Genomic DNA, 13,875 nt, shown 5'->3' with positions numbered 1-13,875 from the left:
ATGAGAATACGTTTCTTTGCGGTCTGGTCGCCTTGGTTTGGGCATGGAGTGGTGCGATGATTCTATGGCGGGGGATAATTGAGGAATTTCGCAAATTTCTTCCGGTTTCGGAGCAGACACCCGTGATCAGTTTGTCCGAAGGTAATACCCCGCTGATTCGTGCCGACCGGCTCGCCAAAAAAATATGTCCCCAAGTCGAATTGTATTTGAAAGTCGAAGGGGCCAATCCGACGGGGTCCTTTAAAGACCGAGGCATGACACTTGCCGTGTCCAAGGCCATGGAAAAGCAAGTGCGGGCAATTATGTGTGCTTCGACGGGAAATACTTCTGCCGCTGCCGCTGCCTACGGCGCGAAAGCTGGGTTGCCGGTATATGTACTAGTTCCTGCTGGAAAGATTGCGCTTGGGAAATTGGCCCAAGCTATGGTACATGGAGCTATTGTGTTTCAAATTGAAGGAAACTTTGATCAAGCGTTGAGGATCGTCCGTGAACTTTGCGCTGAAGATGAATATGAACTCGTGAATTCTCTGAATCCATTCCGATTGGAAGGACAAAAAACCGCAGCCATGGAAGTCTGTGATCAATTAGGAACAGCTCCAACCTTTCATTTCCTCCCGGTTGGGAATGCGGGAAATATTTCCGCCTATTGGAAAGGCTATCGTGAATACCACACCGCCGGACAAATTCATTATTTGCCAAAAATGATGGGATTCCAGGCCGAGGGTTCTGCGCCCATAGTTCACGGACATGTGATAGAAAATCCACAAACCGTGGCTACGGCGATCCGTATTGGAAACCCTGCGAGCTGGAAATTGGCCTTGCAAGCGGTTGACGAGTCTTCGGGAAAAATTGCCATTGTGACGGATGAAGAAATTCTAAGCGCCTATCGAGCATTGGCAGCCGAGGAAGGCGTATTTTGTGAGCCAGCCTCTGCGGCTTCCGTGGCTGGAGTGACAAAGTGTAGTCAAGCCGGACTGTTGCCTGAAGGGGCCACGGTCGTGTGTACTTTAACCGGCCATGGGTTAAAAGATCCGGATATTGCTGTTGAAACCTCGACTCGCCCCAGGACAGTCAAAGCGACACGTGAAGATGTGCTAGCCTTGTTACGAGCATAAATTCAACCAAGGATTCACTAACTTCTTCAGAGACCACATTCGTACCTACGGCCCTTTATCCGAAAGCTCAACATGAAAACCATCATTCTTCAAGGCGATGGCATCGCTGATTTTCCAAGCCCAGAGCTTGGGGGGCGAACTCCGTTGCAAGTCGCATCAACACCCTCACTGGATTTCTTGGCTTCTCACGGCGAATTTGGATCGTTAAAGTTGTCGGGAGCAGGATTGCCCCTCACGGGAGACGTCACGCACCTGGCTCTTCTGGGGTATGATCCGCACAAGTACTATTCAGGACCTGGTCCATTGGCTGGTGCTGGCCTGGAGGTCATGTTGGATCAACAGGATGTCGCGTTTATATGTAACATTGTCACCTTGGCCACTGAGCCGGGACAAGTTGAGGGGAGCAAGCTGGATGCGCATGTGATATTGGAGGATGATACGGCCGGTGGAATCAGTACGGAAGAGGCGCGTGAACTCGTTGAGGCAGCCAATGAGCAGCTTGGTGGAGAATCCATTCAATTTTATACAGGCACGGGTTCCCGACATTTGATGGTATGGGTTGGTGGCGTTGGGCGGATGACCTGCAATGATCCACATTTTGTGATAGGGCAACTGGTGAGTGCCTTTCTACCTCAAGGGGAAAAGGCGGATGTACTCAAAGAACTCATGGAGGCCTCACGCGTCGTATTACGAAACCACCCGGTGAATCAAGAGCGGATAGATGCCGGGCTCAAACCTGGAAATGGTCTATGGTTGTGGGGTCCTGGTAAACCCATTGAGTTGCCCTCTTTCAAAGAAAAGTTTGGAGTGATCGGTGTCACGCTTTCCAATTCCGATTTACATATCGGTATCAGCCGTTGTGCGGGAATGAAAGGTCTAAATGTTGATGGCGACGGGGATTCACCCTCTAGCCTTTTTAAGAATTATGCGGAAAGTGCGATAAAGCTGTCGGCCCAAGTGCCTGTGGTCTATCTTCATGTGCAAGAACAACCTGATCTTCGCGAGGGATATCGCAAAGAAAAGGCCAGTCGGCTGGAGCAATTTGATCAGGAATTAGTTGGCCCCCTGGTGAAATATGCGCAAGAATCCGGAGATTGTCGCATTCTTGTCGTGTGTAATCGATGGGGCGGCAGCCAAAAAGAACAGGAAGGAGCACCCTCCACTCCCTTTGCGTTATTGGAAAGTGAAAAGTCTCATGGGAAAAATTCTGACGTTCACTTCAATGAAGTCGAGGCTCAACATTCGCCGATTGGGGCCAAGGATGCCACACGATTCATGAATGGGTTCTTGGGTAAGTCTCCAAAGTAATGGCGCTCTTAGTTCAAAAATTTGGAGGGACGTCTGTCGGAAGCCTTGATCGGATTCATCGGGTGGCCGAACGGGTAGAGGAAACCGTGCGAGCTGGCCACCAGGTATTGGTAGTGTTGTCGGCGATGAGCGGAGAGACCGATCGATTAATGCGATTGGCTCATGAAGTGACCACGCGACCCGATGATCGTGAACTCGATGTGTTGCTCTCTTCGGGGGAACGAGTCACCATTGCGCTATTAGCGATGGAGCTTCGTGGCCGAGGCGTTAATGCGCGCTCCTTTACGGGTCGCCAGGTAGGGATTGTCACCAATAGCTCGCATACGCGAGCCCGAATTGAAAAAATCATGGCGTCCCCGGTTCAGCAAGCCCTTGCCGAAGGGGTGGTGCCTGTGGTGGCTGGATTCCAGGGGGTGAATGAACGATCTGAAGTGACGACACTCGGTCGTGGAGGATCTGATTTAACTGCCGTGGCACTGGCGGCCTCGTTAAAGGCCGATCGGTGCGTTATTTTTACCGATGTGGATGGGGTTTATACGGCTGATCCCAATATTGTGCCGGATGCTCGAAGGATTCACAAATTATCGTATGAAGAAATGTTAGAGTTAGCGAGTCTTGGGGCGAAAGTACTTCAAGCCCGTTCGGTAGAATTTGCCGCGAAATATGGCGTTCCGGTAGAAGTGAAATCAAGCTTTCAAGAGGGAGAAGGCACACTCGTGACACATGAAGATGCGGATATGGAACGGGCGGTGGTGTCGGGCGTGACTGGTGATCGCAATCAAGCCAAGGTCACCGTCATTGGTGTCCCTGATCGACCGGGGATTGCTGCGGATCTTTTTACTGCTGTGGCGGGGGCCTCAATATCCGTGGATATGATTATTCAAAATGTGAGCCAAGGATCGCTGGCCGATATTTCGTTTACCATGCCTCGAAGCGATATTGCACGGGCGTTGCCCTTAATGGAGAAGGCAAAAGACGAACTAGGTGCTCAAACAATTGAGGTCAAAGATGAAATCGCCAAAGTGTCTATCGTGGGGGTGGGAATGCGCTCCCATTCGGGTGTGGCCTCGCGAATGTTCCAGACACTCTCCCGTGAAGGCATTAACATCATGATGATTAGTACCTCAGAAATTAAAATAAGTTGTGTGCTCCATGAAAAAGATTTGAATTCTGCCATTCGAGCATTGCATCAAGAGTTTGGTTTAGGGCAGCCGGTTGACGCGTAAGTAAAATGCTTGTGGTTATTCGTGGCAGGGTTTCATCTTCCTCTCCATTTGGTTAAATCGCTCATAAGATCTTGCATTATTGCTGTTTTTCGGCCTTGCCTGGGATCTTGGGGCCGTTTCTTATAATGTTGACGAATTACCTAAAACTTAGAAACAATAGGCAGGCCGAAATTTTCCCATGGTAATCCAACAGGCCATGAGACCAAGAATTTCAGCTAAGAATCAGGACATAGCACCGTGAATAGCGAATCAATGAAACTAGAAATCTACGATACGACCCTTCGGGATGGTGCCCAGGCTGAGGATGTGAGCTTTTCCGTAGATGATAAGATTCGCATTGCTCAAAAGTTGGATGAACTTGGCATACATTTTATCGAAGGAGGATGGCCGGGGGCCAACCCGCGTGATATCGAATTTTTCCAGATGATCAAAGCGATTCCCTTACAACAGGCCAAGATCGTTGCCTTTGGTTCGACTCGAAAAGCCGGGAATGTGGCAGAGAACGATCCAACGCTTCAAGCTCTTTTGGCAGCGGATACCCGCATCATTACAATTTTTGGCAAAAGTTGGCCGTTGCATGTGACCGAAGCTTTGGGGACGACATTGGAAAATAATCTCGAATTAATCCAGGACTCCATTGCCTATCTTCGTTCCTGCGGAAAGTCAGTGTTCTATGATGCAGAACATTTCTTTGATGGATATAAAGCGGATTCTGAATATGCCTTGGAAACCGTGCGACGGGCGGTTGAAGGCGGAGCCGAACGCATCATTCTGTGCGATACGAATGGCGGAACCATGCCCTGGGAGATTGAAGCTATTTGGCCAAAAGTCCAAGCGATCTGTCAGGTGCCGTTGGGTATTCATGCGCATAATGATGCAGAATTGGCTGTGGCGAACACCCTTGTTGCGGTGCAACTGGGAGCCCGTCAGGTTCAGGGGACTATGAATGGGATTGGAGAGCGATGTGGGAATGTCAACCTGTGTTCGGTTTTGGCCAATCTTGAATTGAAAATGAATCACCCGGTTTTGGGTGAAGGGCGGTTGCAGCACCTTCGGAATGCCTCGCTCTTTGTGTCGGAGATTGCGAATCTGTTGCCGAATAAGCGGCAGGCCTATATTGGAGATGCGGCCTTTGCGCATAAAGGTGGGGTTCATATTCACGCGGTTCAGAAAAATCCGTTGACGTATGAACATGTTCCCCCAGAATCCGTAGGGAATCGTCAACGAGTGTTGGTATCGGACAATACGGGCCGGAGTGGCGTGGCTCATAAGCTGGAAGAATATGGAGTGACACTTCCCAGAGATCATCCGCGAGTTCAGCAATTGTTGGCTCAATTGAAGGATCGTGAGCGGGATGGATTCCAATTTGAGGGCGCGGAAGGTTCATTCGAAATCATGGTGCGAGAAGCCTTGGGAACTCATCGGCCTGCCTTCTCTCTCCTTGGGTTGCGAGTGATAGTCGAAAAACGTGATGCCGAGGAGGTTCCCCGAACTGAAGCAACCATTAAGGTGCAAGTTGGCGATGTTATTGAGCATACCGCCGCGGTAGGGGATGGTCCTGTCAATGCCATCGATAACGCGCTCAGAAAGGCCCTGGAAAAATTTTATCCGGAATTACGAGAAGTTGACTTGTTGGATTATAAAGTGCGGGTCCTTGCAGGTAATCACGGGACCGAGTCCAAAGTGCGGGTACTGATTGAATCAGGGGACCATAAGGCCAAATGGGGTACGGTCGGAGTCTCGGAAAATATCATTGAAGCAAGCTGGCAGGCCTTGGCCGACAGCATTGAATACAAACTCCTCAACCGTGATCAAGAGGCCAAAGAACCCAATGATGGTTGATTTTAAACGTATTTTCCTTGACAATCCGCGCTTCTATCGATAATTTGCGGTAGAAATTTTTGATAATTTTCTACCAGGCGTGTGTTTGACTGGAAACCAGCATTGTGTGAGGAACCCTGATGCGAAAAGCGGATATCGCCAACGAGATTTGTGAAAAGGTGGGAGTGTCAAAGACCGAAGCCATGGATCTTGTTGAATATGTCCTGGATTCGATTAAAGGGGTGTTGAAAAACGGTGAACCTGTGAAAGTGGCTGGGTTTGGAAACTTCATGGTTCGAAGTAAGGGTGAGCGAAAGGGGAGAAATCCGCGGACTGGGGAGGAAATTGCCATAACCCCTAGGCGTGTAGTGACCTTTCGCGCCAGCCAGATTTTCAAAAAATACGTAAACTCCTAACGGCACTCCCGGCCAATGTCAGGGACTGACGTGGGAGTCTTTGGGAATGAATATGGGGCTGGATTTCGGAGAAAAATCATTTTTTAAGATAGGCGAGGTCAGTGCCATTACCAAGTTGCCTGCCTCGGTTTTGCGATTTTGGGAGTCTGAGTTTAGTTTCTTGAGACCCCGAAAAAGCCAAGGGCGACACCGTGTCTATGATCGTCAAACAATTGAAACGGTGTTGGAGATAAAGAGAATGCTCTACGAAGAAGGGTATACCATTATGGGGCTGAAACGCTATTGGCGCCGTCGCCGAAGACAGCCATCCACCGAAGTTTCCCCAGATCGTGTAGAGCAAGTTCGAAACGAACTTCAGGATATCCTAGGAATTCTCAATTCCTACAGCACGAAATCAGGCCAAATGAGCGTTCAGTAATTGCGCCGACCTGAAATCCTGATAGAGACACCGCCAGTACCATGGTGTCGGGGCGTAGCGCAGCCCGGTAGCGCACTCGCTTGGGGTGCGAGAGGTCGGCCGTTCAAATCGGCTCGCCCCGACCACGTCTTTCCCCCCTTCCCCAATAAGTCATCCACTAATATGGCATCTGAACAGGGGGTGGCGAATGTTGCCTTCACCTGGTTGTTGAGTTGTATCTCGCCGTTCGTATCTTGTAGTTCGTAAAACAGAGGGCAATGGGCGTCGCGTCGCTTGGTTTTTCCTCTTTCACGAGATACGAACGACGAGATGCGAGATCCGAGATCCGGATTATGCTTGAAGATCATCCTCGTCTTCGATGAGGTCTTCGCTTTCGGGCATGCCATAGGCCACAAACTTGGCATAGGAGAGGTAAATGGTGCTGCTGTCCCGCATGGCTTTCGTTCCAGCCTTCATGCGCTGGAATTTGGTGGCATCGCTCTCCTCTCCTGACTGAAGACTGACAAGGTATTCATTCAAGATGTCGTTATAACGTTGCATCGACTTTTCGACATCCAAATAGGCCTGCATTATCTGATCTTTCATAGTATTTCACTCCTTTTCGCAATCAGAAAATCACCATACACAAGCCCCTTGGGACGGTCAACCGAAATGGGGGAGCCCCTCGGGGATTGTGTGCTGCCATACAGAAAAATACTCATGACTGGTGTAGAGTGATAAAGTGGAAAAAATGTTTTTGGGATTAGAAGAGGTCTAGGAAGAGATCATGATGGATTGGGGATTATTTCTCTGGGGAGGGTTGGTGACGACGCCCATGATGGGAGGGCTCTGGTGTGCCTATCATTGGTATCATCGAAATGCAGGGTTGGCAGATGTGGGATTTTGTATCGGATTCGGATTGGTCTCCCTTGGCTTAGGTTTGTTGGCTGGTGGTGAGGTGACCCACCGGATCGTCATTGCGTGCTTGGGGGCTGGGTATGGGTTTAGACTGGGGCTCTACATTTTTTATGCACGCATTCTGAATGCCACGGAAGATCCCCGTTATCAATTGATTCGTGACAAAATAGGCCCCAAAGCTGAGTGGTGGATGTTTATGTATTTCATGGGGCAGGCCCTGGCCATTGCGGTATTTTCTGTGCCACTGCTGGTGCTCATGGCCAATCCCGAGTCAACCTGGAATTGGTGGGAACTGGCAGGTGTCTGTGTGTGGTTCATTGGGGTTGGTGGAGAGACTATTTCAGATTATCAATTAATGCGTTTTCGCAGGCATGCCTACAACCAAGGGAAGACTTGTCGTGAGGGATTATGGCGATATTCCCGACACCCCAATTACTTTTTTGAAGGGGTCCATTGGTGTTCTTACGTTATCATGAGCGTGGGCCTGCCGAATGCATGGCTGACCCTGGTGGGCCCCATTCTGATGATTGGGGCGTTGCTGAAAGTAAGTGGAATTCCATTTGCCGAAGCCCAAGCGCTGGTAAGCCGGGGCGACGATTATCGAGAGTATCAACGGACTACGAATGCATTTATCCCGTGGTTTCCTAAAGAGGTGAAACGTTGAAGGGTCGTGTTGGTTGGAGGCTGGTAGGTGCGACGTTCATCAGCATCCCACTCACTTTTGGATCGGCTTGGGCCCAAGGACAAAACAAAATTGCCGACGAAGTGTCCGTAGTGGTTACCCACGGTCAGGTGATAGGTCTGGGCAGTGGGAGTGGATTTATTGGGGTACGATTGCACGCGGGAGAGCCTGTGGTGTTTTCAGCATCCAAAGGACTTAATGCCGTGGCTCAAACTCCAGGTCGGTTGTTGGCGTTTTCCGGACCCTCCCAGAGATGGAGCGTGCAGCGTTTAGATATTTCTGAGAATGTTCAGACGATTCAGGTGACTCCGCGGCTTATATTTGTCAGGACCGATAAACGTCTGTTGGGTTTCCAGGGCGCTGCTGGTCGGTGGAAGATTCAGGAGCTAGGCGTTCAAGAAGAACATAGACGAACACTGGTACAAGATCATCTGGCGGTAGTGGTGACGGACCGGCGGGTTTTAGGCTTCTCGGCCTTTACGGGTGGATTCTTTGCCGAAACCTTATCCAGCGATGAAGCCATAGAGCAGGTGGATGGCAATGATAACATTATTGTCCTGTTTACCTCTGCGAGAAAATTGGTGTTTCGTTCGGGCCTTGCGGTGTGGGGCGAAATTCCTTAAGGGCACCTCTGAAAACCGTCCTTTTCCGCGAGGGCGGCGTCAGCCGCGTGCTCAAATCCTCATGTATTCGCCCATACACTCCGGTTTTCCGCGCGCAGCTTCCTTGCCCTCCCAAAAAATTCCTGGTTTTTAGAGGTACCCTTAACCGAGGGCTTGGCAACTGAGGTATAGAATAAGGGAAATTTTCAATAGCGACTTGGTGATAAAGGAGGTTCGAGCATGGCAACCGTTAAATTAGTGGAAGAGGCGGAGGCAGCTCCGGAAATTCAACACGTGTATGAGGAAGTGAAGAAGACCTTTGGGGTCCCATTTGTCCCAAATATTTTTAAGGCCATGGCGAATCATCCTGGATATTTAGAAGTTACCTGGTCGCGATTCAAAGTGATTATGGGACCTGGGAAGTTAGATCCAAAAACCAAGCAAGTGATTGCGCTTGCCGTATCCGCCACCAATAATTGCGAATACTGCGTGAACGCGCATTCTGCCGCGTTAAAGCAGATGGGCTATGATGATGCCGCACTGACCGAGTTGATGGCGGTGGTGGATATGTTTAACGGGTTTAATAAGTTCTTAGACGGGTTGCGGGTAGAGTCTGATTTAAAACCCTAATCTAGGAGTGCAGTGGTAAGGTGGGGAGTCTGGCCTCTTTGGAGATAAAGCGAAGGAGAGCATCTCCTTTTCCCATTTCCGTCATCCCCAACATCTGTAATCGGGGATTCAGAAATTTTTAATATAAGGATTATTATTCGGAGTCTCCCTCCCCCCCGCGACGAGTCCCTTTTGTTTCGGTAAAAGGGCTCAAAACCATTTCCGACCGTGCGCGTCCGTTCGGGTGCCTCCACCTCCGTATCGAGTTATATGGCTGGGCTACTCGCTACGCTCAGAGAATGCTTGCCAGAAAAGTCGAATTCGATACTCCGATTCCGCCGCGCCCAACGCAGGGGAATGGTAACAGAAAATCAAGATAAGCTCTTCACCCGCATCCCGGTGAATGAAAACCGTCCATATTTTCTCTTTTTTTCTCTACGTGGTAAATTGCTAAAGCTAGACTAAGATCTAGTCCCCCTTTGTATTTCAACACTCACGTGTAAGCTTCATCATTACCAAATGACTGTGTTCTTCCGGTGGTATGACTTTTCCAGATCTTGAACCCAGCTTGACCAAAGCACCGAAACGATCGGGATTTCAACGAGTCTTCACATGGCTGACGATCTTCGTCGGTTTTGTGTTGGTTTTATTAGTTGGCGTTGCCCTGTTATTAACCTTTTGGTTTCCTTCGGAACTGGTGCGTGAAGAATTAGAAGTTCGGCTATCCGACATGTTAGATGGGACGGTGCGGATTCGGGAGCTCTCGTTCAACCTGTTAAGTGGGCTGAGTCTTGAGGAGGTGGTGTTTCAGCAAGTGGAAGGTGAGCCACCGATACTTAAGCTCGATCGCTTAGTGTTAGATTACAGCTTATTCGGATTGCTGCAACAGAAATTGAACATCAACGAAGTGCGAATTGACGGCGCGGATCTTGCCCTGAATCTTGCTGAGCTGAAAGCGAATACACCTGAATCCGAAGCAGGGCCTGCTCCGGCCACCTCCGACCCTAAAAAATTACCTCCCATCCCTTTGGCCTTGGAACTCGAAACCTTGGTGATAAGTCGGACCAATATTGCAGTGGAAGTCTCGCCTGATCTTGCCGTTCGGCTCCGGGACCTCAATGTAGAGGTTTCTGGCGGCTTGGAAAAAGACCTTGCTCGGCTGAAGGGTGAAGTGTCGGTCGCGCAAATTGGTGTCGACCTTGAAGACCAACAACTTCGTGTTCCGCTGAGTGTATCCTTCGATGTGACGGCCGACTTGGGTTCCCAACACTTAGGGCTTGATCATGTGACCCTTTCCTCCGAGCCTGCACTGGCTGTTACCCTGGCTGGAACCATCGATCATTTTCTTGGTGCCCCATCAGTCGATCTTTCATTGGACGAGGCACAATTTGACCTTGAACGAATATTGGCCTTGGTGAATGATTTTGTGCCCTCGGAATTCCGCAATCAAAAAATCTCAGGCTTGCTCCTGCCCGCGTTGTTCGTAAAGGGGGACCTTGGGGAACAGGGATTGACCGGAATGGTGAATACCCGTCTGATCATTAGAGGATTGAAAGCAGATCTTGCGAAATTTGAAACGATTCTTACTCCAACGAATGCAGAGATACATCTCAAGGATGTCGGGATCAAGGACAATGAGCCTGAGGCTGGAAGCCTGGAGGTTCACGTTCAATCAAAACACGCCTCGTTCCAAAATTATGGGGTGGAAGATTTGGATGTTCGGCTTTCTGGAGATTACTTTGCCTTGGGGCCTGTGTCCGGGAATTTGAACATGTCAGGAACCGCCCATGTGCCACCGCAAGAGCCGCTTGAGGCATTGACCCTTCCCTTCGCCGTACGGTTTGACGGGTTGGGGAATCATCGTACAAAAGAGGGAACCATTAAACAGTTAGTCGTAGAGTTGGGGGACCTGATGAAGGTGCATATCGAAGGGGCAGCGATTCCAGATCCAGGCCCGTCCCAGGTTGTGAGTATTGCCCTCAAAACGCGGATCGAGCCGCAACTTGAAAATCTCTTGCCTCTCATCCCTCAACATTTGCTGAAGGATCTTGTTATTGAAAAACTTCCTGCTCCGGACTTTTTTACCGTAGACGTGGAAGGAAAACTAGATGCCGAGTATCGCCCGCTTGATGTAGATATTTTTACGAAGGTGAGTATTGCCAACATGAATGTTCAGGAGAAAGGGCTATCCGCGGAAGGAATGTTGAGCAAAATGAATATATCTATGGCAACAGAGTATAATGCCAAGAGGGAAGGGATTCGAGGAACCGTCACAGGAACCGTGAATCTTGAAAGTCTTCAATACGAGGGTATGGCAACGGTGGGCCAAATGGATTTGGCCATGGATACCTCCTTCAGTGGACGGCTTTCTTCTTCCTACGAACTCAGCCAGTTGAAGTCCGAGCAAACGGTCAACCTGTTCATGAAGAACATTCAATATCGCTCTCCGGCGCTGAGAATGGGATTGGATGAAGTGACGCTGTCCGCTAAGCTCCATGAATTGATCGATGACCAACATTTTACGGTTGATGCGCTTCGGGTCACTAGCGAAGCCTTGATGGATGTAAACCTCGCGGCCGATTTTCAGCAAGTGTCGCAGGACTTTGATGTGTCGGTCGAGGTTCCCTATGTGAATATTGGAGAGTTACAGCGGAGACTTTCAGGTGAAGCGGTTCAAAGTCTGCAAGCATTACATCCGCGTGGGGATATTGCCCTTACCCTTAAGGCTTCTGGTCGAGTGCCTCAGGAAAAAGATATCCAAACTTTGGAAATTCCCGTCGCGCTTACGACCACGATCTCCTTGAACGATGTGCATGGCGGATTGGCTGACTATCAGGTGAATGGCGCCGAAGGTACGGTGTCAATTTCTTTCACACCTGGGAAAAGTCCTGTGGCGCGGGTTGAAACCGATTTTTCGTTATCCGAGGTCTTACTGGCACCGGGATTACCCCTTGAGCGGCTGTCCGGGACTTTTGCAAAGGTTAATCTAGTGGTGAAAAATTTTGATGAAGTGGCCGTCAAGACATTTCATGTTGGCATGGACGGAGCAGACGTTTCCATGGCAGGAACGATCGGTGGTCTTCGGAAAGTCGTGGAAGGCAGGAGCGATGTCATAACGGCGTTGCCTGATCTGTTTTCCCAGGTCTCGACCAACATTCAAATAAGTCTTGATTTGTTTCACAAGGTGTTGGAAACGAGTGGCCTCAGTGGCACAGGTGAAGCCAAGGTGGGGCTGGACCTCTTGAAAAAAGAACGCGGGCCTCTTGCGGTGTCTCTGAAATTAGGAAGCCGTGATGTGGCATTAAACCTTGATGGAACCCACATAAAGAATATGGATGGGCGGATCCATATTCGAAAGCGTTTGGATTGGATTGACCAGGAGAGGAAAAAGCCTCGCTCAGGAGTGTTTCGTCCCAGCGATGTGCTGTCTCAACTGCGAGCAATCAACGGCAAAGAAAAGAGTTTCTCCATTGAGCGTCTGGACCTGGGCTTTTTGACGCTCTCGGATTTTTCCGCGAACATTCTTTTTGAACAGGATACCTTTCAGATTCAAAACCTAGCCATGAACCTTCTGGATGGCGGATTGGGCGGGAATCTCATGGTGACCGGAGGCAAAGCGTTTGGCGTGGCCGGACGATTCGAAGCTGCGCACCTCGATCTCAATCAATTGCTCGAGGATAAGCAGAAAATTTCCGGGGATAGTTTGGTAGATGCCACCATTGGGTTATCGGTCTTTTTTGAAGAAGAGACTGGCTCCCTGGATCTGAGCCAGACCGAATTGCAATTGTTTATCACGCATATTGGACGGGAAGCTGTGGATCGACTGTTGGTATTTTTAGACCCGGAAGGGAGTAATCCTACCTTGGTGACTGCACGTTCCCAAATCAAACTGGCCAATCCCTCAAAAGTGTCATTGCAGCTGGTTCGGGGAATGATGAGCTTGGAGATTTTGTTTAGTGAGGGCCTCCTGCCGCCATTTCAACTCAATCGAATTCCCATCAGCAAAATGAAACCATTCAAGGCGGTGACCAAAGGTATCCCAGACTGGGAAAGTGTGAGAGACCTTATGATTATGGTGGGCGCCAGATTTTATGGTTTGGATAGTCAGGGGAACCTGATACTCCAGTAAGACCGGAATTATTTTCAGTCACGGTATTCCAAGAGGAGATAGGAACAATGGGGTTTCGGAGAATCACGCGCGATGACAATCACTATACATTCCAACTCTTTCTTGGACTAATCCTTCCGTTGATGGCTGGGTGTGGCGGTCCATTGGTTGGCGTCACGGTAGTGGATGAACGAACCGCATTGGAAAATCAAGTGTTGGGAACCTATGAAGAGTTGAACCAGGAGGTACTCCTAGTCGCCTCCGTGCGTTACATTGATCCAAAAGGTCAGCTGCAAAAGGCTCCGGAAATTCCCCAAGGCAAAAAAACCGTGATCCGCGCCCTTCAGCGGACGTCGTTTAATAAAGATGATATCGACCAATACAAGTCCCAGGGAGTTCTTGGGGAAAATAGCCAAGGTGGGATTACGCTCTTAGCACCGGATAATGTTGCCCCTGACAAACTGCCCTTTGTGAAAAATTTGGTCCAGGAAGAAAATGCTGATCGAGAAATTGTGATGCGTCGAGTTATTGAGACGAACGAGAAGCTTTCGGAAAAAGATTTTCCTAGGGTTAAAAAGATGTTCGCGTCACTCAACCGTGACAAAGCCTCCTTGGGCCATATGATTCAATTAGACGACGGGAATTGGACCAAAAAGGAAAAGTAGTGACGACT

At 49.5% G+C, this 13,875-nt stretch carries 12 protein-coding genes and 1 tRNA gene; 12 read left to right on the top strand and 1 reads right to left on the bottom strand.

Translation table 11 applies throughout. The features are described 5' to 3' along the window. The first annotated feature begins 56 nt into the window (after positions 1-56). The 7 genes from thrC to PPG34_RS08005 all read left to right on the top strand — a co-directional run bounded on the left by thrC (position 57) and on the right by PPG34_RS08005 (position 6,429). Entirely contained in the window at positions 57-1,115 is a 1,059-nt protein-coding gene (gene thrC / locus PPG34_RS08035) for a threonine synthase (RefSeq protein WP_313832676.1), read from the top strand. A gap of 72 nt (positions 1,116-1,187) precedes the next feature. Then, positions 1,188-2,423 carry a hypothetical protein gene (locus tag PPG34_RS08030; RefSeq protein WP_313832674.1) on the top strand — a complete coding sequence of 412 codons (1,236 nt, stop codon included), beginning with the start codon at positions 1,188-1,190 and terminating at the stop codon, positions 2,421-2,423. After that, the gene (locus PPG34_RS08025) at positions 2,423-3,649 is read left to right on the top strand and encodes an aspartate kinase (protein WP_313832673.1); all 1,227 of its coding nucleotides are present in this window, start codon (positions 2,423-2,425) and stop codon (positions 3,647-3,649) included. The genes PPG34_RS08030 and PPG34_RS08025 overlap by 1 nt, the downstream gene beginning before the upstream one ends. Positions 3,650-3,901: 252 nt before the next feature. Then, the gene (cimA, locus tag PPG34_RS08020; protein WP_420888091.1) at positions 3,902-5,491 is read left to right on the top strand and encodes a citramalate synthase; all 1,590 of its coding nucleotides are present in this window, start codon (positions 3,902-3,904) and stop codon (positions 5,489-5,491) included. 119 nt (positions 5,492-5,610) lie between these two features. Beyond that, positions 5,611-5,886, top strand: coding sequence for an integration host factor subunit alpha (locus PPG34_RS08015; protein WP_313832671.1), 276 nt, complete (start codon positions 5,611-5,613; stop codon positions 5,884-5,886). Positions 5,887-5,932: 46 nt separating this feature from the next. Beyond that, positions 5,933-6,304, top strand: a complete 372-nt coding sequence (locus PPG34_RS08010) for a MerR family transcriptional regulator (RefSeq protein WP_313832670.1) — start codon at positions 5,933-5,935, stop codon at positions 6,302-6,304. 48 nt (positions 6,305-6,352) lie between these two features. Beyond that, a tRNA-Pro gene (locus PPG34_RS08005) sits at positions 6,353-6,429 on the top strand. Between the two features lie 205 nt (positions 6,430-6,634). On the opposite strand, the gene PPG34_RS08000 is transcribed toward PPG34_RS08005, so the two are convergent. Continuing rightward, positions 6,635-6,889, bottom strand: a complete 255-nt coding sequence (locus tag PPG34_RS08000) for a hypothetical protein (protein ID WP_313832669.1) — start codon at positions 6,887-6,889, stop codon at positions 6,635-6,637. A 181-nt stretch (positions 6,890-7,070) separates the two neighbouring features. On the opposite strand from PPG34_RS08000, the gene PPG34_RS07995 reads away from it, so the two are divergent. The 5 genes from PPG34_RS07995 (at position 7,071) to PPG34_RS07975 (ending at position 13,867) form a co-directional block, all read left to right on the top strand. Then, complete coding sequence (locus PPG34_RS07995; protein ID WP_313832668.1) at positions 7,071-7,865, top strand: DUF1295 domain-containing protein; 795 nt, start codon at positions 7,071-7,073, stop codon at positions 7,863-7,865. Beyond that, on the top strand, positions 7,862-8,506 hold the full coding sequence (locus tag PPG34_RS07990) for a hypothetical protein (RefSeq protein WP_313832667.1): 645 nt from the start codon (positions 7,862-7,864) through the stop codon (positions 8,504-8,506). Before PPG34_RS07995 ends, PPG34_RS07990 begins: the two co-directional genes overlap by 4 nt. A gap of 219 nt (positions 8,507-8,725) precedes the next feature. After that, positions 8,726-9,115 carry a carboxymuconolactone decarboxylase family protein gene (locus tag PPG34_RS07985; RefSeq protein ID WP_313832666.1) on the top strand — a complete coding sequence of 130 codons (390 nt, stop codon included), beginning with the start codon at positions 8,726-8,728 and terminating at the stop codon, positions 9,113-9,115. 520 nt (positions 9,116-9,635) lie between these two features. Next, positions 9,636-13,223 (top strand): AsmA family protein, encoded by a 3,588-nt coding sequence (locus PPG34_RS07980; RefSeq protein WP_313832665.1) that lies wholly within the window; start codon positions 9,636-9,638, stop codon positions 13,221-13,223. Positions 13,224-13,270: 47 nt separating this feature from the next. Further along, complete coding sequence (locus PPG34_RS07975) at positions 13,271-13,867, top strand: DUF1318 domain-containing protein (RefSeq protein ID WP_313832664.1); 597 nt, start codon at positions 13,271-13,273, stop codon at positions 13,865-13,867. The last annotated feature ends 8 nt before the right edge of the window (positions 13,868-13,875 follow it).

Origin of the sequence: Candidatus Nitronereus thalassa (genome assembly GCF_032191465.1) — a bacterium.
GTDB lineage: Bacteria > Nitrospirota > Nitrospiria > Nitrospirales > UBA8639 > Nitronereus > Nitronereus thalassa.
This window is presented reverse-complemented; position numbering and strand designations above follow the sequence as displayed.